This is a genomic window from Ensifer sp. EB106-03-01-XG145 (genome assembly GCF_058792075.1).
Map to the genome: position 1 here is coordinate 1 of NZ_JBYTEC010000042.1, position 22,331 is coordinate 22,331.

Here is a 22,331-nt window from a genome sequence, read left to right on the forward strand (position 1 = left end):
ATAGTCCTGGAAACCTTCTCGCACGCCCGGCCAGCCTCAAAATACAGCCTATCCAATGGGGCGGAGACGGCGCTTACTCTGGTGCAGCATCCCACGCTACGGAAAGCGCGCTCAAATGTTGGCCCGGAATATCATCGAGCAATTCCGCAACGGGGTGAGCGATGAGGCTGCGCTGTTTGAGAGCGCCATGTGGCAGGAGCAGCACTCCGACGTTGCTCAGTATCGGCCGGACGCATAGGGAACATTCCGCATCGGTGACCGTTCTTTGCTTTGCCGATGATCCACGACGCCGGATGGATCGACGGCGGTCCGAGGAGCAGCCTATGTCCACGGAGCCTGCCAGGTACACGGTTGCTTGGCCCCGTCGACGACTTTCGGGGCCATTCTTTTTGGCTCGCTTCCTGCCGGCAGGAACCTTTCCGCCGCATGCGCGTTTCTCGCGTGTCTTGGTCCCGACACCCCGCTCGGGATCACATGGCAGGCTTCACCAAATCCCCGGAGTGAAGTCCGAAGGTAGCCTCTGGCCTCGTCGCCCCGACGGGGCCATTTCTTTTAAGGAACCATTCCGAGAACACGCGCGTTGTTAGGCTCGCCAATGATCCAAAATCCCTCCGGATCAAGGTAGAGCTCCATCGACGTTCGGGCGGAGGTGGGGCTCTTCTACTGCAACTTGCGGAAGCACATTCCAGTGCGATAGCCCATATTCTATCGTGGCCAACCGCATTGAAAGGATTAACGACGCCAGCAGGCGTGTCATACGCTTCGACAACAAAAAACGATGGAGTTGTTACAATGAGGATCGTTACCTTGATTACCGCCTCGGCGGCCTTGCTGATCTCCTCCGGTGCGATCGCCCAAGCGGACGACCATCTATTCCAAGCGCAACAGAACGGATTGGCGACTGGCGGCACAGCATCTTCCAACACGCACGCTTTCACGACAAACAGTGCAGGCCATAGTGGTACCTTGGCGCCCGGTCAGGGCAGTCCCTTCACCGGCCATGACACCCAGACGCCCGCTACTGATACCGACGCCGCCAACCAGCACGCCAACGTGAAAGTCCACTGAGGCTGAAGGATGGCAAGGGCTCCGCGTCTCCTGCTTCTTCGACGGCCCCGTTACATGTTTCTGATGGCAGGCTTATGAGGCGAAGGCCAGAACGATTGCGATGACGAGCAGCAAGGGGCCCATCCACTTGAAGTGGCGAGCCAACGGCAGTTGGTTTTCCGGGTTTCTCGACAAAGTCACATACCCAAAGCCCACGGACGTCATCCACAGGCCGGCGCAAAACATGATGAATTCGTCAATATAGTCTGCGACCATGACTCTCCTGCTTTCTTCGAGGCTTTGCCATCAGTCCTCCTCAACCTCGCCAGTGTCTTCGCAGTGGCAATGCGCATATCCCTCACGTCGGCGGGGCACCGTCGCTTTGGCGATTGTCGTGCTGCTCGAGAGGCTTCACACGGGTGATACCCCAAAAGCCCGTCACCATAATGCCGATCATACCAATAAGACCGAGACCCATTCGCAAATTATAGAAGGTCATGGATATAGTTCACTGTTGTTTTGCAAAAGCACATATGTGCTCCACTCGGTGTTACAAGCGGATAGTACGGTCCGGATTGCGGCGCCAGAACTCGCTAAAGGCGCTTACTTGAAGGCAGGGACCGCACCTCAGCCGTCGGGCGAAATGAAAATGCATGAAGCCGGGAAGCATGCTGACAACCAAGCAAGCGAGCAAGGCTGACGCCCTGAAAAAAGGCGTAGCCGCAGTCGGTGCTCTTACTCCAAAGCCGCCACCCTTCCGGGTGACGGCCTTTGATCACCAGAAATTTACAAAGATTACTGTGCAGCCTCTTCGATTAGGTCCGCGACGGCTTGGGGCCGCGACACCATCACAACATGGGATGCACCCTTGATCACGACAGTGTGCTTTGAGCCTGCCCGTTCGGCCATGAAGCCGAGTGCCTTTGCTGGGATGTTCTTGTCGCCGTCCCCATAGATGAAGTAGGAGGGCAGCGTCTTCCAGGCCGGCGAACCGGACTTTTCCGTCAAGGCAGCTTCGGTGATCGGGCGCTGGCCGGCGGCCATCAATGCCGCATCCTCAATTGAAACGTCGTGGGCGAACTGGTCGTGAAACTTCGCCTGGTCGATGGAAAGATCGACGCCGCCATCTACCAGCTTGACCGGAGCGGCGAGCGCTTGGCCAAGTGTTCCGCCCGGGAACTTACCGGCGAGATCGGCAGCTGCTTCCCCTGCTTCCGGAGCGAACGCTGCCACATAGACCAGCGACTTGACATTGTCCTTGCTGTTGGCAGCGGTCGAGATCACCTGGCCTCCGTAGGAATGCCCGACCAGGACGACGGATCCTTTGATGCTCGAGATGATGTCTGAAACATAGGCCGCATCACCGGCAACACTGCGCAGGGGATTGGCGGCGGCAACGACCGTGTAACCGTCCTTCTGAAGGATCTTCGTCACACCATTCCAGCTCGACGAGTCGGCGAAAGCGCCGTGGACGAGAATGACTGTGGGCTTTGCGGGCTGGGCAATTGCACTGCCGGACAGGAGAGCGGCGGCAAAGGCAACGGTGGCGGCGAGTTTGAACATGACGATATCCTTCGTGGCTCGGGATCTAGGTTCAGGCGAGAGGCAGTTATTTTATTTGTGTGCGATTCATTTGTGTACAATCTATATGTTTCCGAAATGAGTGTGTCAACCGCTTGCGAATAAATCGTGCGCGAATTATTTTTGCAGAAAGGAGATCGCCATGACGAAGCCAGACGACCATCGCGGCGTCGCCGGAATGCTTTGCTTTTCCCTCTATTCCGCGAGCCACGCATTCACCCAGCTTTACCGGCCATTACTGGACAAGCTGGGCCTGACGTACCCGCAATACCTGGTCATGGTGTCGCTCTGGAATCGCGACGGCCAGAACGTCAAGGAGCTGGGTAACAATCTCTTCCTTGATTCCAGCACGCTTACGCCGTTGCTCAAGCGCCTGAACGTTGCCGGGTTAATCACGAGAACGCGCAACCCCCAAGACGAACGCGAGGTGCTTCTGCACCTGACGGAGAAAGGCCGCGCCCTGCAGGGTCAGGCCGATGATGTCATGCATTGCATCGGCGATGCGGTTGCGCTGGAAGCGGACGCTCTCGATACCCTCCGCGCCACGATCGACGGTCTACGCAACAGGCTTCAGGCAGGGGCGAGATAGTTCGAAACCCTCGTCGTTCTCCAAGTATTTTGAAGGCTTCGCGACAACGAGCCAGTGGCAGCCCAACCTCGTACAAAACAATGGTCCCGCTAGCGGGCGTGCTCACCAACGTTCGGGTCGCATCGTGACCGGTTGGCCAATCTTTAGAGGCGCAGTCACGCAGTGCTGCTTGTCGCATAGCGGCCTAACCCATCCATCGTCCCGGCGAAGGGACCTTGCTGCGGAGGGCTGATGGCTGTGCCCGTCCGAAACCTGTCTTGTCGTCTCCTCCGGTCAAGCCGCCAGGGCTGACGCTCCCTTACGAGCAATGAAGTTGGTTCGGTCCCTGAGCATGCGATGCAACACCACCGCCAGCTTGCGGGCCAGCGCGACACGCGCCTTTCTGGGACCGGCACGTCTGGCGACCGCCAACGCCCAACCCTTCAGATCGGAACCTTTGACTGGTCGCGTCAGGATGACGTTGGCCGCCTCGTAGAGCGCGGTTCGCACGCTGCCATCGCCGATCGGCTGCAGAAGTCGCCGCCTTGAACGGAATCGAACCGATGGCGTTTTGTCGCGACGCTTAAGCCACTTCCGCTATTGAACAATGCAAGAGGCGCTGCCTTTGTGCAGGGCACTTCCCTCTTGCGATACTTTCGCGATCAGCGCCAATCGTTAAGCCGACACCTCCGAGATCACCGATGGACTTTGCGGCCTCCCGGCCCCGTACAGGATTCGATCGCCTGTTCCCTTGGTGTTAGAATTGGGACCAACCCGCGGAGTCGAAGATGACGACCAGAGTAACCGCCCTGCCTGATCAGACGGACTTCGACGTGACAGCCAGCGAGACCTTGCTGGAGGCGGCCTTGAGATCGGGTGTGCCGTTCGCGCATGCATGCGGCGGGCGGGCGAAATGCTCGACCTGCCGTGTCTGGATCCTTTCTGGCTTGGGGGCCTGCCCAAATCGGAATGCCGCTGAGGCTTCGATGGCGGATCGATTGAGTTTGACGGACGAAGTTCGGTTGGCTTGCCAGCTTAAACCTCAAGGCGACCTTCGTATCCGGCGACTGGTGTTGGACGAAACCGACCTGATGATCACCAACCAACTTGGCGCAACAGCCGCGACACGTTCTGGGGAAGCGAAGCACGTCACGGTGTTCTTCAGCGACATTGTCGATTTCACGGCGCTGTCGGAGAAGCTCTCTGCCTACGACGTGATGTATCTACTCAATCGCTACTTCGCCCAGGTCGGCGACGTCATCGAGAAGAATGGCGGGTTCATCGACAGTTTCATTGGTGACGGGCTCATGGCCATATTCGGCATTGATGGGCAACCTGACGCACCGCTCCGTGCCGTCAATGCAGCCCTCCAGACTCTCGGCACCGTGGATAGATTGAAGCCGTTCTTTGCCTCGATGTATGGCATCGACTTCGAGATCCGCATCGGCCTCAACTACGGCGAGGCTGTCATCGGGACATTGGGTTTTTCCGGACATGGACGACTGACCGCCGTTGGTGACGTTGTGAATGTGGCGAGCCGGATCGAGGCTGCCAACAAGGATGCCGGTACGCGACTGCTGATATCCGAACCGCTCCGTAACGCACTTGCCGATAAAGTTGAAATCGCTGACTTTGTCAGAGTGCGCCTTCGCGGTACAAGCGAGCGCACAACGCTATTCGAAGTAGATAGGCTAAGGCCCGAAATCGACGCCGAACTCAACGCCAAGCCGTCCCGCGAAACCATCCGACATGGCGGCAGAAGGTGGGTTTGCGCTCTTGCTGAACAAGACCTTCAGCTCCACGAAAGACGGATCCTCGACTTCGAGGACTATGACATCGTCATCGTTCGCGAAGCGGATGGCTATTGTGCCTTCAACAACGCCTGCCCACATCTTCACCTGCCTTTATACGAGCGTCGCAGTCCAGCCCAGACAAAAGGGCTTCAACTCCCCCACACCGAAAGTGCGATTACCAGCGATCTTGGCCTGGTCTGCCGATGGCATCACAGCTGTTTTGATCTGCTCACAGGCGAAATCAGGCAGTGGGCGCAGTTGCAGCAGGATGGCACTGCGCCTGGCTATGAATACGCGGGCGACATTTCGAAAAACCGCGCCAAGCTGGTCGTTTACCCGTGCCGCGTGCAGGACGGCTCTGTCTGGATCGGGTTGGACTGACCGCCCTGGCTTTGCCGGAGACCGGGTGGGTTAAGCTCCGACCATGGCTGGCTCGATCGGCCTGGCGTAAGACTGCTCCGTCGCAAAGGCGAGGACCAGATCAGCCTTGCTCAGTGCATCATCGCCAGCGCGGCCGTGAAGAAATCCTCGCCTCCGAAGTTTCCCGATTTCAGCGCCAGTAGCATATCGCCCTGCGCATTGCCGACCGTTCGCAGCACCGGCACGCCGGGCGCGATCTCCGGGCCGATCAGGAAGGCTGGAATGGCCAGCCTGTCGACCGCCGCACCCGAGGTTTCTCCGCCGGCGATCACCAGGCGCCGCACGCCTCTTGCCACCAGTTCGGCGGCGATAATCGACGTTGCGGATTCGATCGCGTGACCGGACGCCTCGCGCCCATATAGTGATTGCAACCGGGACACGGTTTCCGGCGCTGCGCTCGCGGCGACGACGATGGGACCGGCCGAGATGCGGTCTCCGGCCCAAGAAATCGCCGCGGCGATCTCGTCCGGGCCGGCTAGCAGCCGCTCCGGGTCGAGCCGCAGAACGGGCATCGACCGTTCGGCGACGTCGAGCTGATGCAGCGTTGCCTTGGAACAACTGCCGGCAACGACGGCGGAAAGCCCGCCCACGGGGCAAATGGCGTTCGCCGTTGTAGCGTCGCCGGCAGGGGCCCGGCCTGAGCGGACGAGTGCACGGGCAAGGCCAAGCCCGAGGCCCGACGCGCCGGTGGATACCGGCGTTTCCAGTGCGATCGCGCCGAGTGTCTCGAGATCGCGTTCGAAGATCGCGTCGGAGATTGCCGACCTGACACCTGCCTCACGCAAAGCCTCCAGCCGTGCCCTGACTGTATCAGGTCCCGCCGCGATTGCCGGCAGATCTATAAGCCCGACGGCACCGCGCGACTGTCTGGCCATCACCCGCACGAGATTGGCGTCGTGCATCGGATTGAGGGGATGGTCCTTGAGCGGGCTTTCGTTCAGCGGCTGTCCGCCGACGAAGAGATGGCCGAAATAGACGGTGCGTCCCGTTTCCGGAAAGGCAGGCGTCACCAGCACAAGTCCCCCGCCCGCGGCATCACTCAAAGCCTCGGTGACCGGACCGATATTGCCGGCATCGGTGGAATCGAAGGTCGAGCAGACCTTGTAAAGCACATGGGCGGCGCCGCGCCGGCGCAGCCATCGTTCGGCCGAGGTCGCGGCTGTTACGGCGTCAGCGGCAGGCACCGAGCGGATCTTCAGGGAAACGACAACCGCGTCTACATCCGGCAGCGCCAGCGACGGATCGGGGATGCCGACCGTCTGCACCGTGCGCAGTCCGTTTTTCGTAAGCGTGTTGGCGAGGTCGGAGGCACCCGTATAGTCGTCAGCGATCGATCCAAGCAATATAGCCACCGTCTAGCTCCTTGCAAAAGGTCTGAACCAGCCAAGACCGTCCAGTGTGTGGCCGCGCGGGATGTATTCGCAGCCGATGAAACCGTCATAGCCAAGGCGGTCGATTTCGCCGAACAGATAGTGATAGTTCAGCTCCTCCCCGTCCGGCTCGTTGCGTGACGGCACGCTGGCGATCTGGATATGGCCGGTGATCGGCATGAGGCGGCGCAAGGCCATGACCACGTCACCATGGATGATCTGACGATGATAGACATCGAACTGGAGCTTCAGGTTCGGCAGGCCGAGTTCCCCGATCAGGCTCTCGGCCGCGCCGAAATCATCGAGGAAATATCCCGGCATGTTTCGCCCGTTGATCGGCTCGAGCAACAGATCGATGCCCTTCTCTGAGAGCCGCTCCGCAACGTAGACGACGGAGCGTCGGTAAGATGAGGCTGCGTCCTCGTCGCTTGGATCAGCAAGGCCGGCCATCAGGTGCAGCCGCCCGACACCCGTCGCCGCCGCATAGTCCAGCGCCCGCTCGACGCCCGCTTTCAGCGCATCGAACCGTCCGGGAAGCGCCGCGATACCCCGCTCGCCGGCGGCCCAATCGCCCGGCGGCAGGTTGAACAAGGCCTGCTGCAGATTGTTGCGGGCGAGCCGTTCGGCGATTGCCTCCGGTGCGGCTTCATAGGGAAAGAGATATTCGACGGCGGCAAACCCGGCATCGGCCGCAGCGTCGAAGCGGTCGAGGAACGGCCATTCGTTGAACATCATCGTCAGGTTGGCGGCGAAAACCGGCATGGTGGTGTTCCTTTTACAGGCTCTGCAGCTCTTTGGTCGCACCGGGCAATATTGCGCCCGAGAGCTGGGCGTAGAGGCGCGCAAGCGACGAATCGTCGTCGCGGCCCATGCCGGCTCCGGACGCGCCCAGATACATCTGCAGGGCCGCAGCTGCGAGCGGTACCGGATAGCGCTGCGAGCGGGCCATATCCTGGACGATGCCAAGATCCTTGACGAAAATCTCGATGCTGCTCAGCGGACTATAGTCTCCGGCCAGCACATGCGGCACGCGGTTTTCGAACATCCAGGAATTGCCGGCCGAGGCCGTGATCACTTCATAGACCTGGTGGAGGTCGAGGCCCTGCTTGGCGGCAAACGTTATCGCTTCGCAGGCGGCCGCGATGTGCACGCCGGCGAGAAGCTGGTTGATCATCTTGAAGGAGGCGCCGGTTCCGGCCGCGTCGCCGAGTTCGTAGACTTTGCCGGCCATGGCGTCGAGACCCGGGCGGGCCGTGTCGAAAGCCTGCTTGGAGCCGGATGCCATGATCGTCAGTTCGCCGTTTGCCGCCTTGGCCGCGCCGCCCGAAATTGGCGCATCGAGGTAATGCAGACCGAGAGCCTCCACCCGTTGTGCCAGGTCGCGTGCCACAGCCGGGTCCATGGTGGCCGACGAAATGAAGACTGCTCCGGGCTTCATCGTCCTTGCGACACCCTCGACGCCGAACAGCACAGCCTCGGTCTGCGCACCGTTGACGACGACGGAGACGACAATGTCGGCATCCTTTGCCGCACCGGCGGGCGTGGCAGCGCCGCGTCCGCCCTCGGCGATGAAGCGGTCCACCGCCGCAGGAGTGATGTCATACCCAACGACATCGAGGCCTGCGCGCTTCATCGACCGGGCCATTCCGAGCCCCATGGAGCCAAGGCCGATGACGGCCGCGACAACAGCGGGGCCTGAATTTTCAGCAAGCGGTGACATGACAAGTTCTCCAGTCTTGTAAAGAAAGAGCCGCGCTCCGGATGCTGCCACCCGGAGGGGTTGGTGTTTAGCGGTTGACGGTTTTCGCCGGAACCGTCAACACGGCCAGCGAACCGATGACCAGGGCTGCGGCGAGAAGATACATGCCCGCGCTGTTGCTGACCGTAAGATCCTTCAGATAGCCCACAAGAAACGGACCGAGGAACCCGGCGAGATTGCCGACCGAATTGATCCAGGCGACGCCGGCGGCCGCGCCCGTGCCGGCGAGAAAAGCCGTCGGAAGTGACCAGAAGAGCGGCGCGCAGCTGATGGCACCTGCAGCAGCCAGCGAGAGACAGACGATTGAGACCGTCGTGCTTGTCGCCGTCGTTGCCGCGACAAAACCACCGGCGGCGATGAGGGCGGGGATGACCAAGTGCCACCGGCGTTCACGCCGCCTGTCGGCAGAGCGTCCGAGCGCCAGCATGACGAAGAAGGTGCAGATATAGGGGATAGCGGAAATCAGGCCGATATTCAGGTTCCCGCTGACACCAGAGGCCTTGACGATGGACGGCATCCAGAAATTCAGGCCGTATTGCCCGAGCACGAAGCAGAAATAGATAAGGCACATCAGCCAGACGCGGCGGTCCGTCAGCGTTCCGGCAATGCTGTGCGGGCTCGAGGCCTTGGCCCGGTTCTCCGCCTCGATATTGGCCGCCAGCACACGCTTTTCGTCGTCGTCCAGCCATTTCGCGTCACGGATCGTATCATCGAGGTAGAAGAACGTGGCGACGCCGAAAAGGATGGCCGGGATGGCTTCGATCAGGAACATCCACTGCCAGCCGGAAAGACCATGCGTGCCATGGAAGCTGTCCATCAAGAGACCCGACAGCGGATTACCGAAAATGGCGGATATCGGGATTGCGGACATGAAGGTGGTGATGATTCTGGCGCGGCGATGGGCCGGATACCATGCGGTCAGATAGAGAATGATGCCGGGGAAAAATCCCGCTTCCGCAACGCCCAGCAAAAAACGCAGGACATAGAAAACGGCTTCCGACGAGGTGAACATGAAGGCGGCGGAAATGATGCCCCAGGTGACCATGATACGGGCAATCCACACCCGCGCGCCGACCTTGTTCATGATAATGTTGCTCGGCACTTCAAACAGAAAATAGCCGATGAAGAAAATACCTGCGCCGATGCCATAGGCCGCTTCCGACAGCCCGAGCTCACTCGACATCTGCAGCTTCGCGAAGCCGACATTGACGCGGTCGAGATAGGCGACCACGTAGCACAGCATCAAAAAAGGAACGATTCTCCAGAATACCTTGCCATAGGCCCGGTCCTCTACCGTCTGTGCGGCATACGCGCCATCGACTGGCGCCTGCGTTTGCAGCGTCATGATATTCTCCTCCAATTGTTGCCGCGGTCTCCTTCCGCGGCACGCCGGGCCAATAATGGCAGCGCTGCCATTTCTTTAATCCATTTTGGCAGCGCTGCCAACGCGAAATTGGTAGCGCTGCCAAAAAAATCTTGCTTCTTGAAGAGAGTGGTGAAAAATCAGGACTGCATGGTGGGCGACATCGGAGAGGGATGACGGCTTAGCGGCTGAAGCGCCCACCCGAGGTGGAGTTCGAAAGTGACTATGGAATTCAAACACCAGGCGACAGTGACGCTTGCCGAGGTCGCGGAAGCGGCCGGCGTCGGCGAGAGCACGGTCTCGCGGGTGCTGCGCAACCACGGCTCGTTTTCCGGCAAGACGCGGGACCGGGTGATGGCTGCGGTCGAGCGGCTCGGCTATGTGCCGAACCGGATCGCAGGAACGCTCGCCTCCACCGCTTCGCGCCTGGTCGCCTTCGTCATTCCCTCGCTATCCAACATCGTCTTTCCCGATGTTCTGCGCGGCGCCAGCGCCGTTCTGGAGGAAAACCGTTATCAGGCGGTCTTCTCCGTCACCGACTATGATCCGGGGAAGGAAGAAGCGCTTGCCGCCGCGATGCTCGCCTGGCGGCCCACGGCGGTGATGCTGGCGGGGTACGAGCACACGGAGGGCACGGTGAAGATGCTGCGCGCAAGCGGCTGCCGGATCGTCGAGCTGCTCGATCTGGATGGCGATGCGCTTGATCTGGCGGTCGGTTTCTCCAACCGCGCAGCCGGACGCGAAAGTGCTGCCTTCCTGCTCAAGCGGGGTTATCGCCGGATCGGGTATGTCGGCCACGACCTCAACCGCGATACCCGCGCCAGCAAGCGGTTTTCCGCTTTTTGCGAAACGCTGGGCGTGCATGACGCCCCCCTCGCCGATCGCGAAATTCTCGCCGGAGCATCGTCGGTGGAAAACGGCAGGCTGGGACTGGAGCGGCTGCTCGCCCGGACGCCCGATCTCGATGCGGTCTATTTCTCCAACGACGACATGGCGCTGGGCGGCTATTTTCACTGTCTGGCGCGGGGCGTTGCGATCCCCTCGCAGCTTGCCATTTTCGGCTATAACGGCCTCGATATCGGCCGGGCAACGCCGCAGCCCCTCTCGACCATCCGCACGCCGCGCGTCGCGACCGGACAGATGGCAGCACAGCTAGTCATCACCAATGCGCCACCCCAGGTCGTCGATCTCGGTTTCGAGCTGATCGAAGGGGCAACCGCCTGATAGGGAGAAACTGTCATGTCCGACGCGCGCCTGCGTGAAGAAATCTGCCGCTACGGTCGTTCGCTGTTCGAGCGCGGGCTGACGCCCGGTTCGTCGGGCAATATATCGTTGCGGCTGGAGGATGGCGGCTGGCTGGTCACCCCGACGAACGCCTCGCTCGGCTTCCTCGACCCGGCCCGCATCTCAAGGCTGGACGCCGAAGGCCGGCACCTCGCCGGCGACAAGCCGACCAAGGAAATTCCGCTTCACACGGCGCTCTACGACACGCGCGGCAGTGCCCGCGCCATCGTCCATCTTCACTCCACCCACGCGGTGGCGCTGACCATGCTGCCGGAGATCGATCCGCGCGCCGCCCTGCCGCCGATGACCCCCTACTATCTCATGCGCGCCGGCGAGACCGCGCTGGTCCCCTACTATCGTCCCGGCGATCCGGCGGTGGCCGACGCGATCCGCGGGCTGGCGGGAAAATATTCGTCGGTGCTTCTGGCCAATCACGGACCGGTCGTCGCCGGCGATAGCCTGGAGGCGGCCGTATTCGCGACCGAGGAGTTGGAGGAGACGGCGAAGCTCTATCTGCTGCTGCGCAATCTCAACCCCCGTTATCTCAACCCGGCGCAGGTCAACGATCTCACCAAGACCTTCGGCCTCGACCTGCCGTCGCATCACGACCACGACCACGATTGATACGCGATCACCTGAAGCAGGCACTCATTCCTTCACCGCCCCGGTCATGGACGAGACGTAATAGTCGACGAAGAAGGAATAGAGGATCACCACCGGCAGCGAGCCGAACAGCGCGCCGGCCATCAGCGCGCCCCATTCGAACACGTCGCCGCGGACCAGCTCCGTCAGCACGCCGACCGGCACGGTCTTGTTTTCCGAAGACTGGATGAAAGTGAGCGCATAGATGAACTCGTTCCACGACAGCGTGAAGGCAAAGATGCCCGCCGATATCAGCCCGGGGACAGCAAGCGGCAGGATGATCTTGATCAGGATCTGCCAGCGCGTCGCGCCATCCACTAGCGCGCTCTCTTCGAGCTCGAACGGGATCGACCGGAAATAGCCCATCAACAGCCAGGTACAGAACGGAATGAGGAAGGTCGGATAGGTAAAGATCAGCGCCAGCCTGGAATCGTAGATGCCAAACTTGAAGACGATGAATGCCAGCGGAATGAACAGGATCGAGGGCGGCACGAGATAGGCGAGAAAGATCATCAGGCCCACCGGCCGCGAGCCCGAGAACCGCACCCGCTCGATCGCGTAGGCCGCAAAGACCGAAGCCGCAAGCGACAGAAACGTCGCGCAGGTCGCCACCAGCATCGTATTCCACAGCCAGCCTGGATAGGAGGTTTCGAACAGCAGGTATTTGATATGGTCAAGCGTCGGCCCGACCACCCAGAATGGGCTGTAATTGTTGTAATCCGTCAGCTGCGAATTCGGCTTCACTGCAGTGATCGCCATCCAATAGAACGGAAAGAGCAGCACGAAGACGAACACCGCCATCGGCAGATAAACCATCACGATCCTGCGTGGCAGGCGGTTGAGATAGCTCATTCCCTGTACATCATCTGTCAGAACGGCGTCTTCGGATTTCACGGTCGTGGTCATCGTCATTCTCCCCCAATCAATCCTGGCCGCCCTGCTGCCATTTGCGCCGCTGCAGGCCGAAGAAGCTAAACATGATAGCGGCAAGGAGGAACGGGATCATCGCCACGGCGATCGCGGCCCCCTCCCCTAGCTGTCCGCCCGGAATGCCGCGCTGGAAGGAAAGCGTCGCCATCAGATGCGTCGCGTTTACCGGCCCGCCCTTGGTGAGCACATAGATGAGCTGGAAGTCGGTGAAGGTGAACAGCACCGAGAAGGTCATGACGACGGCAATGATCGGCGTCAGCATCGGCAGCGTCACATAGCGGAACCGCTGCCAGCTCGTCGCGCCGTCCAGCGACGCCGCCTCCTGCAGCGAAGCCGGGATGGTCTGCAGGCCGGCGAGCAATGAAATGGCAACGAACGGAATGCCGCGCCAGACATTGGCGGCGATCACCGAGGCGCGGGCATTTTCCGGATCGCCAAGGAAGTTGATCGGACCGTCGATCATGCCGAGCTGCATCAGCGACCAGGAGATGATCGAGAACTGCGAATCGTAGATCCACCAGAAGGCCAGCGCCGAGAGCACGGTGGGAACGACCCAGGGTAAGAGTACGATTGCCCGGAAGAAGGACTTGAATGGCAAATTTTCATTCAGCAGCAGCGCCAGCCAGAGCCCGAAGACGAATTTCAGGATCGACGCCACAATCGTGTAGAGAAGCGTGTTGAAGACCGAGAGCCAGAAGACCGAATCCTCGGCGAGGAAGATGTAGTTTTCGAGCCCGATGAACACGCCGTCGCGGCCGATGCGCGTGTCGGTGAAGCCGAGCCAGACGCCGAGGCCAAGCGGATAGGTCAGGAAGCAGACAAGGAAGACGGCGGCCGGAAGCATGAAGAGGAAACCAATCATGTTCCTGTTCTGCATGAGCGAGGCCATCGCGGATGGCGGCTTCCTGGATGACGCTGTGGACATCGGACATCTCCCGTATAGCGGATTGGGGAACGGGTAGCGGCGGGGCATTTCCGCCGATACCTTGTCTCAGCGGCCTATGCAGGCCACGTTGGGATTTAGACCCGGTAGTAGCGGTTTGCCCGGCGCTCAGCCTCTACAATTGCCTCTTCCGGCGTCATCTGCCCCGTAACCGCGGTGGCGAACATGTCGACCAGCACGTAGTCGGCCATGACGCCGGCGGACGCATAGCCGAGCGGACCGGCATAACCGTTCGGGCGCAGCGTTTCCGAGGCGCGCGCATAAGGCGCGTGGATCGGATCGGACGTCCAGACGGGATTGTCGGCGAAAGCCTTGAGAGGCTGGCAGCAATACGCGCTGGAGCCCGTGATCCAGGCATTCATCTGGTCGGCCTCCATCATGAACTTGATATAGGCCTTGGCAGCTTCCGGATATTTCGTATGGCTGAAGAGCAGCAGCGAACTGGTCTGGTGCAGCTCGACGCTCTGGCCGACCGGACCGACAGGGAAGTTCGTGGTGCGGATGTCGGCTGAAAGTTCCGCCATCGCCGGGTCCTTCTTCGACGCATAATAGAGCGAGACGCCGTTCGCCGTCAGCGACACCTGGCCCGCCAGGAAGGCCCGGTTGTTATTGATGTCGAGCCAGCTCTCGGTGCCCGGAATGAAGGTCTCGTAAAGCGCCTTGGCATAGTTGACTGCTTTGAGCGTCTCGGGGCTGTTGATGACGACCTTGCCGCCTTCATCGACCATCTTGCCGCCATGGCTCCAGAGCAGCCAATGGGCATAGTTGTTGCCGTCGCCGACGGCCTTGCCGTGCGGGAAGCCGGCTGGCGTTCCCTTGGCCTTCATGGCTTTGCAGAGTTCGAGGAACCCGTCGGTTTCCTTCGGAAATTCGCTGAAGCCGGCCGCCTTCATGTGACTATCCCGATAGCAGATGGCATTGCCGATGGCCGCCAACGGCATGGCGATGAACTTGTCGCCGCGCGAAGCATAACCCTTTACGCCATCGTACCAGCCGCCGTATTTGCCGCCGAGGTAGTTGGCGAGTTCGGTCAGATCGACGAGCTTGTCCGGATATTGATGGGCATCGTCGAACCAGCACATCACCATATCCGGCCCGGAGCCGACGTTGGCAGCGACGGCCGCTTTCGGGCGAATGTCTTCCCAGCTTTCCTTGTCGATGCGGACCTCGACACCGGTCGCTTGGGTGAACTTCGCGGTATTGGCAAGCCATGCATCCTCGTCACCTTTGACGAAGGGCGTCCAGCGCAACAGCCTCAGGCTTGCACCGTCCTCCGGCTTGTAGGCCGGCTCCGCCCCTTGGGCGAAAGACGAGCGGATGCCGAAAGCCGAAAGGCCGGCCATGCCCGCGACCGCGGCAGATGCGGCAAGAAAATCACGTCTCTTGAAAGTCATAATGCTCCTCCTGGTGACACGGGACATCATCCTTTCCGGCACCCGCCGTCCCGCTTGGCGAATGCTGAGTTAATGGCTTCCGGAAATGCCGGAATGCCGGCCGATGCGTCAGGGCTGCTCTTCCCTCACGCAGCGCAAAACGGGACGGTATCAGTCGGTCAGCCGCACGCCGGTTTCGGCGTCGAACAGGTGCACATGATCGGCATCGATAGATAGGTGGATTGCCTCGCCCGGCCGGGCGGTCACGCGCTCACGGAAAACGCAGGTGACCTCGGTGCCGCCGAAGCGCACGATCAACTGCGTCTCGTAGCCGGTGGGCTCGATAACCGCGACGGTCACGGGAAACCCGTTCGGGTCGAGCGACATATATTCCGGCCGCAAGCCATAGATCAGATCACGCCCTCTTGCCGCCGATGGCGACCGCGCGACCGGCAGCGCCATGCCATCGGTTGCGATAAAGCACGTCGGATTTTGCGGGTCGAGCCTGCCCTTGATCATGTTCATCGCCGGCGAACCGATAAAACCCGCGACGAAAAGATTGGCGGGACTGTCGTAGAGGTCGAGCGGTGCGCCGATCTGCTCGACAATGCCGTCATGCATGACGACGATCTTGTCGGCCATTGTCATCGCCTCGATCTGGTCGTGCGTGACATAGACGGTGGTCGTCTTCAGCCGCTGGTGCAGTTCCTTGATTTCGGCGCGCATGGCCACGCGCAGTTTCGCATCGAGGTTGGATAGCGGTTCGTCGAAGAGAAATACCTGCGGATCGCGCACGATCGCCCTGCCCATCGCTACGCGCTGACGCTGGCCGCCGGAGAGCTGGCGCGGATAGCGGTCGAGCAGCTTGGAAAGCCCGAGAATGCCCGCCGCGGTGCCGACGCGCTTGTCGATATCGGCTTTCGGCGAGCCGTTCAGCATCAGCGAGAAGGCCATGTTGTCGGCGACCGTCATATGCGGATAAAGCGCGTAATTCTGGAACACCATGGCGATATCCCGATCCTTGGGCGGCAGGGTGTTGACGACCTTGTCGCCGATGCGGATCTCGCCCGCCGAAATGTTTTCAAGCCCGGCCAACATTCGCAGAAGCGTCGATTTCCCACAGCCCGAGGGGCCGACAAGGATCACGAATTCGCCATCCTCGATTTCGATGCTCACGCCCTTGATGACGGGAAAGGCTCCGAATGATTTTCTGACATCGACGAAGTCAACGCCTGCCATATGCTTTCCTCCCTGTGAATTTCATCTGAAATCGGCGGATTGTCCGGCGGCCGCCTCATGCCATTCTTAGACCCCGTCCAGTTTCCTCTCGACCGCCCTTACCCTCGCCCCACCAGCGGCATCTTCGTCGCCATGACCGTCATCGTCAGCACATTCGCCTCCAGTGGCAGGCTTGCCATGTAGACAACAGCCGCGGCGATATGCGCGACCGGGATCGTCGGCTCACTGGCGGTCTCGCCATTCGCCTGCAACACTCCGGAATTCATCTTCGACGTCATGTCGGTCGCGGCATTGCCGATATCGATCTGGCCGCAGGCGATGTCATATTTGCGCCCGTCGAGCGCGGTCGACTTGGTCAACCCCGTGATCGCATGCTTGGTTGCCGTGTAAGGTGCTGAGTTCGGCCGCGGCGTCTGGGCCGAAATCGAGCCGTTGTTGATGATCCGCCCGCCGCGCGGCGCCTGCGCCTTCATCAGCCGGAACGCCTGCTGCGTGCAGAGAAAGGCACCCGTCAGGTTTGCGGCAAGAATGCCGCTCCATTGCTCGAAGGTCACCTCTTCCAGCGGCACGGCCGGCACATTGGAGCCGGCATTGTTGACCAGGAGGTCGAGCCGGCCGAACTCGGTGCGGACCGCCTCGAAAAGGCGGGCGACCGCATTGGGATCGCCGATATCGGCCCTGACACCCCGCACGGTTCCTCCCGTTTGCGCCGCTATGCCGCCAGCTGCTTTATCGAGCACGTCGGCGCGCCGGCCGGTGATGACGATGGTATAACCCTCCGCACTTAAGGCCTCGGCGATCCCGCGTCCGAGGCCCGTGCCGCCCCCCGTCACCAATGCGATCTTGCCTTCGCCGGATTTTAAAGCGCGAGCCATCTCAGATATGTCCTCCGAGTTCATCTTCGATATGGATCCTGATGATCTCATCGAAGTTGGTTTCGGCCTTGAAACCCAGTTGGAAAGCACGCCGCGCGTCGAAATCGGTCGGCCAGCCTGAAACAATCGAGCGGATAACCGGGTCGGGCTCACGGCGGACGAGTTTGACGGCCTTCTCACCGGCTACACGCCGAAGGGCCTGGATCTCTTCACCAACGAGGGCGGAAAGGCCGGGCATGGTCAGATTGCGTCTCGGGCCGATCGCGGACATATCCATCCGCGCGGCATGAATGAAGAACCCGACCGCCGAACGCGGGCTTGCAAACCAGTGGCGTACGTTCTCGTCCACCGGCAACACCGCCTCCTGACCTACCAGCGGCTCGCGCAGAATATTGGAAAAGAAGCCGGACGCCGCTTTGTTGGGTTTGCCGGGGCGGATGCAGATCGTCGGCAGGCGGATGCCGACGCCATCGAAAATGCCGCGCCTCGAATAGTCGGCGAGAAGCAGTTCGCAGATCGCCTTTTGCGTGCCGTAGCTCGTCAGTGGCGTGGTAAGGAACTCGTCGCCGATCTTTTCCGGGAAAGGCCTTCCGAAAACGGCGATCGACGACGCGAAGATGACCCGCGGAACGTAGGGCTCCCGCAAACTCTCGTGGCGGATCGCCTCGAACAGCGCCCGCGTTCCGTCAAGATTGACCTTGTAGCCCTTGTCGAAATCAGTCTCGGCCTCACCGGAAACGATCGCCGCGAGATGGAAGATCACGTCGGGCCGCAAACCGACGACTTTCTCGGCGGCGTCATCGGTCGAAAGATCAAGCACGAGTGCCTTTGCAATTGGCGACAGCCCTTGAGGCACGGGCGGCTCGATCACATCCACCAGCGTCAGCCTAGAAATATCGTAGCCAAGCACGCCTTCCTCTGAGGCGAACTTCTCCACCAACTTGCGGCCGACCATCCCGGCCGCTCCAATCACCATGACATCCATTTTCGACGAACCTCCCCGTCTGCCGCCCGGCTCAGCCGGATCAGCCTGCCATCTCGCTCTTGCTCTTTTCCCTGTTTTTCTGCCCGCTCCCCGCAAGCAATTCCTTCGTCGTGTCGTAGATCCGGGTCAGATGCTGGCGAAATGCAGCGATCACCGCGTCCCGGTCGCGCCGCTCCAGTGCCTCCACGATCTCGGTGTGGTCGTCATAGCTGGCATCGATCGCGCCCGGCCGTGACATGGCGCTGCGCCGATAGTCCATCATGTAGGTGTAGAGATCGGTGACGAAATCGGCGAGCAGCGGGTTTCCGCAAGCCCGATAGATTCCCATGTGGAATTCGCGGTCGCAGATCAGGAATCGCATAGCGTCATCGCCGCAGAGCTTCTGAGCCTCGAGCAGGCTTTTGAGCTTGCCCAACGTCTCTTCGTCAATCCTGTCAGCTGCATCGCCGACGACCTTCAGCTCGATATGCAGCCGGGCCGCATGAACATCGTCAAGATCGTAGCTGTCGATGGCGTTGGGGGAAGCGATGGTAACGGTGAGATGGCTGAGATCGACATTGCAGACCCGCGTGCGACTGCCCTGAGACACCTCGACGATACCGCGCGCAGCCAGCGTCTGGATGGCACCGCGCACCGTCTCGCGGCTGACATGAAGCACATTGGCGAGTTCCCGTTCCCCCGGCAAGACGTCGCCGGGGCGCAGCATGTTGGTGGCGATCAGCACCATCAGCTTGTCAGCGATGAGGTCACGAGCCGTGCGCCGGTCGAGGCTCTGCCCGACCTTTGGCATTTGCGTGAGTATCGGGCTGCCGTCCATCGCCGTCACTGCCTCCAACTGACCCACTGGTTGGACCAGCAGATCAGTTTCTCCATGGAGCCGCGAAAAGTATGACTAGTCAAGACAGGTTCGTTGCTGCATCGCATCAAAGATCGCCCCTAGAACGGCACCGCTGCCGGTCACCTTGCGCTTCGGCGGTCTAGGGGAAGCCGAAGTCGGAGCAGCCCTTATCGTCGAGCACGACGGCCTCGCCGTCGAGGATCATGGAGGTCCCCAGTTAGCAAAGCCGCCAGCGCGACGCCGTTCCATATCGCGCGATTTTCATGCGGCCCCCGCGTGCGAGCCCATCGGGAATGGTGGCCTGTTTTTTTCTACAAGGAGGTACTGCACGTGGCTCCGGACACTCTTCCCGTCGCCTAGGCGTCGTTGCCTGCCATCCCCACCCACGATCAGGTAAAACCGATCAGCGTCATCACCGCTCAGCAGGTTTGCTTAGACATCAAAAGATTTGAACATCGTCGGCGGTCACACGTTATATCCTTGACCACGAGGCGAGGCTTCCAATGTCTATTCATATGCGAGATATCGGCGAAGCGGTACTCGGGCTGTTCCAGCTGCATCATTTCGATGAGCCGCGGTTGAGCGACGATCAGCGGTTGCTGATCGAGGCTTATCGGTCGGGACAGGTTCCAGAAGCCGCATGGCAGGAGCATCTGGCGCTCGATCCCGAGCTTGCTCGTTACTGGCGGTCAGATGCCAGACACTGAGCATCTGATCGGATTGTGCCTGCAGGAGTTCGGCGTCGGGACCTCGAATCCATGTCGCACGATCTTCATGCTGCGCCTGCGAGCGCCATTCCTACGTTCGGCGTCGACGGCGGCTCCGGCCAAGGCGGAGGTCCAGCATCAGTCGGACCAGCCATCCTCTGACATCCGGTTTCGCCACGAACTCATCCATATGTTCGACGGCGTATTCGAGTGTTTGTTCTGTGAGAGCAGTTGCCGCGTTCGGTGAGGCCGTCAAGCACCGCGCCCATGCCGACAGATCCGGCAACAGATCCACGATTTTGGTGCCACCGGCGCTTGCGGGCGGTGAAACGTCGATGGGGCAGCAAGCTTCTTTCAGTCGAAGTTCGAGCTCCCATGCGTCTCGTATGCCGCTCATGAATAGATGGAGCGCCTCCCGAGCCAGCCACCCGCCTTCACCGCTTTGCCGATCAATGTGCCGCGCATCCATGACCCTCTCGAAGACGGCTGAAATCACAGTAAAGCCTTCCGGAAGGATGTATCCGGATTGCCGTTGATCAAGCATGGCGCAAGCTCCTCCAATTGGTGCGAAAGCGCTTATGCTCCCTGAGCCGCGGAGCCTTTTTCATAGTCCGGCGATGAGCAAAATATGCGCCGACAAAGCGCCTCTGACAACGTTCGGGGATCACAGCCTTTGTCGCATCGTTTTCGCTGCTTCGCGACACGTCTCCAGCAGGTTCTCTTTTCCCATGCCGCGGATTGCGCCGCAGCGCGTGCACTGGATCAATTCTCTCGTCTTCATCTCGGAGAACGTAAGCCGCTCCGGCGTCCCGCACTTCTGGCACTGAATTTCAAAGCTGTCGGAGTCATCCACTGCTGCCTCCCGTTGCTTTCAAATTACCCCCACAACCTGGTCCACTGAGGGAATTTCAAGATGACCTATCGCCTACCGCTGGAATAGTTCCAGCCGGTGAAGATGTCGCGTATCATCGCGCATTGGAATGCCGGGGCTTATCGAGCCTCAGAACTCGACAAAGAGCACTATCACCTCATCGTAGAGGGATCTGGCAACGTGGTCCGCGGCACACGATTGCCGACATCCTGAACACCGCCGCCGACGACGGCCCAAGGGCGCTTCATATCAGAGCGATGCCGAAGCAGTCGGCAACGCTCTGCGCCATGCGCTCAGCCGATCCAAAGACGCTCTACAGCGATCCCGATCCAATCAGCCCAGACAATGACCGACGAAGTTCTGTATTGGGAATTCTTAGACATCACGATGGGGATCGCGCCGCGATCCAAAGGATCGGCATCGGCGCGAGTATTCAATGCACACCCCGCCCAACCTGACGGGCCACAACCTCTGCTCCTACGAAATTGTGGTGGTCCGGAGGGTTTTCGAAGCGACCTGCTCGAAAATCTGCATTCTGCGTCCCGGCGAGCACGCCGACCGCTTGGCCAAATTCATTTTGGACGAGTTTGGCTTCGGCAATACCGACGAGGCTTCGCTCCTTGAATGTGCCCTATGGCACGAGACGCGAGGCATCCCGCCCGAGGCGGGGCGCCACTTGGTCGTCGATATGCGAACAGCAGGAACCCGAGAGAACCGCGACCTCGGTTGAAAAGGCAGCAGATCTGTTCAGCTGCAACCGCCGTTCCAACCGTCCGATCTTTTCTATCTGGCCGCCGCTCACGGGCAGCCGGCACGACCAGGCGCGTCGCCTGGAACAGGACAGTGAGCCCTCGAACAACAGGAGCCATCATGGTCAAGGACATCAAGACACTGGACGTGCTTTTTCACGATACGTTGAAGGACGTCTACTTCGCCGAAAACAAGATCGTCGACACACTGCCGAAGATGCGCGATGCCGCCAAGAACAAGCCGCTCAAGGACGCGTTTATCAAGCATCTCGCAGAGACAAAGGTCCATGTCGAGCGGCTGGACGAAGTATTCAAGATCATAGGCAAGAAGCCTGAGAAGAAGACATGTGACGCGATCATGGGCATCACCAAGGAAGGCGCCTCGATCATGGAAGAGTATCAAGGCTCGCCCGCGCTCGACGCCGGACTGCTTGCCGCCGCACAGGCTGTCGAACACTACGAAATGTCACGCTACGGCACGCTGAGGACCTGGGCGCTGGAGCTGGGCATGAAAGACGCCGCCAAGCTGCTTCAGACGACGCTCGACGAAGAGCAGGCAACCGACATTGCCCTGAGCGCGATCGCCACCAAGGTCGTCAATCAGACCGCAGAAAAAGCGGCCTGAAGAAAACGCCAGCCCGGCTTGTTATCGAGCCGGGCAAAGGCTGCGGTTCCGGCGGCCGCCTCGCATAGGGGACCGGCGCTTTGGCAGGAGCAGGCCGCTCCGTCATCTCCAAGTTATCAAATCGGACGATGAACACGAAAGTGCTTCCCATATCCTTGCATCGGGACCACAGTGATAGCAGGCAAATTTTCAAGCAAGGCCCGAGCGATCGACCTGCGGATATGCCTCCAGCCAAAGGAGGACAACATGTCTTCCAACGTAGCCTCCCATGCCCCCGTTCCCCTCGATATGCTAAAACGGGTGCTCGACACCGCCGGAATATGCGGTGTCAGGAGCGCCTGGCACCGCGCGAAAAGACGCGCCGCGGCC

22 protein-coding genes and 2 pseudogenes are annotated in these 22,331 nt (G+C 60.5%); 8 read left to right on the top strand and 16 right to left on the bottom strand.

Annotated features, from left to right (window positions below; translation table 11 throughout):
* Positions 1 to 792: 792 nt before the first annotated feature.
* Positions 793 to 1,068: a hypothetical protein gene (locus AC3WWH_RS33550; RefSeq protein WP_058324872.1), complete on the top strand. Its 276-nt coding sequence runs from the start codon at positions 793 to 795 to the stop codon at positions 1,066 to 1,068.
* Positions 1,069 to 1,140: 72 nt separating this feature from the next.
* Here the strand turns inward: AC3WWH_RS33550 and AC3WWH_RS33555 are convergent, their stop codons facing one another.
* Together AC3WWH_RS33555 and AC3WWH_RS33560 are read right to left on the bottom strand one after the other, a co-directional pair.
* A complete protein-coding gene (locus AC3WWH_RS33555; RefSeq protein ID WP_058324871.1) occupies positions 1,141 to 1,323 on the bottom strand; it encodes a hypothetical protein in 183 nt (60 codons plus the stop codon).
* A 519-nt stretch (positions 1,324 to 1,842) separates the two neighbouring features.
* Positions 1,843 to 2,610, bottom strand: a complete 768-nt coding sequence (locus AC3WWH_RS33560; RefSeq protein ID WP_058324870.1) for an alpha/beta fold hydrolase — start codon at positions 2,608 to 2,610, stop codon at positions 1,843 to 1,845.
* Between the two features lie 172 nt (positions 2,611 to 2,782).
* Between AC3WWH_RS33560 and AC3WWH_RS33565 the strand changes: the two are divergent.
* A pseudogene (locus AC3WWH_RS33565) lies at positions 2,783 to 3,217 on the top strand (MarR family winged helix-turn-helix transcriptional regulator); the annotation flags it as partial.
* Positions 3,218 to 3,490: 273 nt separating this feature from the next.
* On the opposite strand, the pseudogene AC3WWH_RS33570 reads toward AC3WWH_RS33565, so the two are convergent.
* Positions 3,491 to 3,718, bottom strand: a pseudogene (locus AC3WWH_RS33570) (IS110 family transposase); the annotation flags it as partial.
* Between the two features lie 266 nt (positions 3,719 to 3,984).
* Between AC3WWH_RS33570 and AC3WWH_RS33575 the strand changes: the two are divergent.
* Positions 3,985 to 5,370 carry an adenylate/guanylate cyclase domain-containing protein gene (locus AC3WWH_RS33575; protein ID WP_082641207.1) on the top strand — a complete coding sequence of 462 codons (1,386 nt, stop codon included), beginning with the start codon at positions 3,985 to 3,987 and terminating at the stop codon, positions 5,368 to 5,370.
* A 110-nt stretch (positions 5,371 to 5,480) separates the two neighbouring features.
* On the opposite strand, the gene otnK is transcribed toward AC3WWH_RS33575, so the two are convergent.
* The 4 genes from otnK to AC3WWH_RS33595 all read right to left on the bottom strand — a co-directional run bounded on the left by otnK (position 5,481) and on the right by AC3WWH_RS33595 (position 9,883).
* A complete protein-coding gene (gene otnK, locus AC3WWH_RS33580) occupies positions 5,481 to 6,761 on the bottom strand; it encodes a 3-oxo-tetronate kinase (RefSeq protein WP_058324866.1) in 1,281 nt (426 codons plus the stop codon).
* Positions 6,762 to 6,764: 3 nt separating this feature from the next.
* Positions 6,765 to 7,541, bottom strand: a complete 777-nt coding sequence (gene otnI / locus AC3WWH_RS33585; RefSeq protein ID WP_058324865.1) for a 2-oxo-tetronate isomerase — start codon at positions 7,539 to 7,541, stop codon at positions 6,765 to 6,767.
* Between the two features lie 13 nt (positions 7,542 to 7,554).
* Positions 7,555 to 8,499, bottom strand: coding sequence for an L-threonate dehydrogenase (gene ltnD / locus AC3WWH_RS33590; RefSeq protein WP_058324864.1), 945 nt, complete (start codon positions 8,497 to 8,499; stop codon positions 7,555 to 7,557).
* Positions 8,500 to 8,566: 67 nt separating this feature from the next.
* Entirely contained in the window at positions 8,567 to 9,883 is a 1,317-nt protein-coding gene (locus AC3WWH_RS33595; RefSeq protein ID WP_058324863.1) for an MFS transporter, read from the bottom strand.
* Between the two features lie 243 nt (positions 9,884 to 10,126).
* Between AC3WWH_RS33595 and AC3WWH_RS33600 the strand changes: the two genes are divergently transcribed.
* Complete coding sequence (locus AC3WWH_RS33600) at positions 10,127 to 11,125, top strand: LacI family DNA-binding transcriptional regulator (protein ID WP_058324862.1); 999 nt, start codon at positions 10,127 to 10,129, stop codon at positions 11,123 to 11,125.
* A gap of 15 nt (positions 11,126 to 11,140) precedes the next feature.
* Positions 11,141 to 11,809 carry a 3-oxo-tetronate 4-phosphate decarboxylase gene (gene otnC, locus AC3WWH_RS33605; protein WP_058324861.1) on the top strand — a complete coding sequence of 223 codons (669 nt, stop codon included), beginning with the start codon at positions 11,141 to 11,143 and terminating at the stop codon, positions 11,807 to 11,809.
* Between the two features lie 24 nt (positions 11,810 to 11,833).
* Here otnC and AC3WWH_RS33610 read toward each other — a convergent pair whose 3' ends face one another.
* The 7 genes from AC3WWH_RS33610 to AC3WWH_RS33640 all read right to left on the bottom strand — a co-directional run bounded on the left by AC3WWH_RS33610 (position 11,834) and on the right by AC3WWH_RS33640 (position 18,989).
* Positions 11,834 to 12,733, bottom strand: a complete 900-nt coding sequence (locus AC3WWH_RS33610) for a carbohydrate ABC transporter permease (protein ID WP_058324860.1) — start codon at positions 12,731 to 12,733, stop codon at positions 11,834 to 11,836.
* A 16-nt stretch (positions 12,734 to 12,749) separates the two neighbouring features.
* Positions 12,750 to 13,682, bottom strand: a complete 933-nt coding sequence (locus AC3WWH_RS33615; RefSeq protein ID WP_058324859.1) for a carbohydrate ABC transporter permease — start codon at positions 13,680 to 13,682, stop codon at positions 12,750 to 12,752.
* 95 nt (positions 13,683 to 13,777) lie between these two features.
* Entirely contained in the window at positions 13,778 to 15,094 is a 1,317-nt protein-coding gene (locus AC3WWH_RS33620) for an ABC transporter substrate-binding protein (RefSeq protein WP_058324858.1), read from the bottom strand.
* Between the two features lie 150 nt (positions 15,095 to 15,244).
* Positions 15,245 to 16,312 (bottom strand): ABC transporter ATP-binding protein, encoded by a 1,068-nt coding sequence (locus AC3WWH_RS33625; protein ID WP_058324857.1) that lies wholly within the window; start codon positions 16,310 to 16,312, stop codon positions 15,245 to 15,247.
* A 98-nt stretch (positions 16,313 to 16,410) separates the two neighbouring features.
* Positions 16,411 to 17,187, bottom strand: coding sequence for an SDR family oxidoreductase (locus AC3WWH_RS33630; protein WP_058324856.1), 777 nt, complete (start codon positions 17,185 to 17,187; stop codon positions 16,411 to 16,413).
* Position 17,188: 1 nt separating this feature from the next.
* On the bottom strand, positions 17,189 to 18,172 hold the full coding sequence (gene denD, locus AC3WWH_RS33635; protein WP_058324855.1) for a D-erythronate dehydrogenase: 984 nt from the start codon (positions 18,170 to 18,172) through the stop codon (positions 17,189 to 17,191).
* 40 nt (positions 18,173 to 18,212) lie between these two features.
* Entirely contained in the window at positions 18,213 to 18,989 is a 777-nt protein-coding gene (locus tag AC3WWH_RS33640) for a FadR/GntR family transcriptional regulator (RefSeq protein WP_058324873.1), read from the bottom strand.
* 524 nt (positions 18,990 to 19,513) lie between these two features.
* Here AC3WWH_RS33640 and AC3WWH_RS33645 point away from each other — a divergent pair.
* Positions 19,514 to 19,717 carry a hypothetical protein gene (locus AC3WWH_RS33645; RefSeq protein WP_245296231.1) on the top strand — a complete coding sequence of 68 codons (204 nt, stop codon included), beginning with the start codon at positions 19,514 to 19,516 and terminating at the stop codon, positions 19,715 to 19,717.
* A 91-nt stretch (positions 19,718 to 19,808) separates the two neighbouring features.
* Here the strand turns inward: AC3WWH_RS33645 and AC3WWH_RS33650 are convergent, their stop codons facing one another.
* A complete protein-coding gene (locus AC3WWH_RS33650) occupies positions 19,809 to 20,261 on the bottom strand; it encodes a hypothetical protein (RefSeq protein WP_058324853.1) in 453 nt (150 codons plus the stop codon).
* 120 nt (positions 20,262 to 20,381) lie between these two features.
* Positions 20,382 to 20,570 (bottom strand): hypothetical protein, encoded by a 189-nt coding sequence (locus AC3WWH_RS33655; RefSeq protein ID WP_113399601.1) that lies wholly within the window; start codon positions 20,568 to 20,570, stop codon positions 20,382 to 20,384.
* A gap of 454 nt (positions 20,571 to 21,024) precedes the next feature.
* On the opposite strand from AC3WWH_RS33655, the gene AC3WWH_RS33660 reads away from it, so the two are divergent.
* Positions 21,025 to 21,318: a hypothetical protein gene (locus tag AC3WWH_RS33660; RefSeq protein ID WP_058324851.1), complete on the top strand. Its 294-nt coding sequence runs from the start codon at positions 21,025 to 21,027 to the stop codon at positions 21,316 to 21,318.
* Positions 21,319 to 21,458: 140 nt separating this feature from the next.
* Positions 21,459 to 21,962, top strand: coding sequence for a YciE/YciF ferroxidase family protein (locus tag AC3WWH_RS33665; RefSeq protein WP_113399600.1), 504 nt, complete (start codon positions 21,459 to 21,461; stop codon positions 21,960 to 21,962).
* Positions 21,963 to 22,331 lie beyond the last annotated feature (369 nt).

Coding starts and splice junctions, on each gene's coding strand:
- AC3WWH_RS33600 (WP_058324862.1), top strand. CDS start 10,127: ATGGAATTCAAACACCAGGCGACAGTGACGCTTGCCGAGGTCGCGGAA.
- AC3WWH_RS33620 (WP_058324858.1), bottom strand. CDS start 15,094: ATGACTTTCAAGAGACGTGATTTTCTTGCCGCATCTGCCGCGGTCGCG.
- otnI (WP_058324865.1), bottom strand. CDS start 7,541: ATGCCGGTTTTCGCCGCCAACCTGACGATGATGTTCAACGAATGGCCG.
- AC3WWH_RS33610 (WP_058324860.1), bottom strand. CDS start 12,733: ATGACCACGACCGTGAAATCCGAAGACGCCGTTCTGACAGATGATGTA.
- AC3WWH_RS33555 (WP_058324871.1), bottom strand. CDS start 1,323: ATGGTCGCAGACTATATTGACGAATTCATCATGTTTTGCGCCGGCCTG.
- AC3WWH_RS33640 (WP_058324873.1), bottom strand. CDS start 18,989: ATGGACGGCAGCCCGATACTCACGCAAATGCCAAAGGTCGGGCAGAGC.
- AC3WWH_RS33660 (WP_058324851.1), top strand. CDS start 21,025: ATGCACACCCCGCCCAACCTGACGGGCCACAACCTCTGCTCCTACGAA.
- AC3WWH_RS33625 (WP_058324857.1), bottom strand. CDS start 16,312: ATGGCAGGCGTTGACTTCGTCGATGTCAGAAAATCATTCGGAGCCTTT.
- denD (WP_058324855.1), bottom strand. CDS start 18,172: ATGGATGTCATGGTGATTGGAGCGGCCGGGATGGTCGGCCGCAAGTTG.
- AC3WWH_RS33630 (WP_058324856.1), bottom strand. CDS start 17,187: ATGGCTCGCGCTTTAAAATCCGGCGAAGGCAAGATCGCATTGGTGACG.
- AC3WWH_RS33615 (WP_058324859.1), bottom strand. CDS start 13,682: ATGTCCACAGCGTCATCCAGGAAGCCGCCATCCGCGATGGCCTCGCTC.
- ltnD (WP_058324864.1), bottom strand. CDS start 8,499: ATGTCACCGCTTGCTGAAAATTCAGGCCCCGCTGTTGTCGCGGCCGTC.
- AC3WWH_RS33665 (WP_113399600.1), top strand. CDS start 21,459: ATGGTCAAGGACATCAAGACACTGGACGTGCTTTTTCACGATACGTTG.
- AC3WWH_RS33575 (WP_082641207.1), top strand. CDS start 3,985: ATGACGACCAGAGTAACCGCCCTGCCTGATCAGACGGACTTCGACGTG.
- AC3WWH_RS33595 (WP_058324863.1), bottom strand. CDS start 9,883: ATGACGCTGCAAACGCAGGCGCCAGTCGATGGCGCGTATGCCGCACAG.
- otnC (WP_058324861.1), top strand. CDS start 11,141: ATGTCCGACGCGCGCCTGCGTGAAGAAATCTGCCGCTACGGTCGTTCG.
- AC3WWH_RS33650 (WP_058324853.1), bottom strand. CDS start 20,261: ATGCTTGATCAACGGCAATCCGGATACATCCTTCCGGAAGGCTTTACT.
- AC3WWH_RS33550 (WP_058324872.1), top strand. CDS start 793: ATGAGGATCGTTACCTTGATTACCGCCTCGGCGGCCTTGCTGATCTCC.
- AC3WWH_RS33645 (WP_245296231.1), top strand. CDS start 19,514: ATGTCTATTCATATGCGAGATATCGGCGAAGCGGTACTCGGGCTGTTC.
- AC3WWH_RS33560 (WP_058324870.1), bottom strand. CDS start 2,610: ATGTTCAAACTCGCCGCCACCGTTGCCTTTGCCGCCGCTCTCCTGTCC.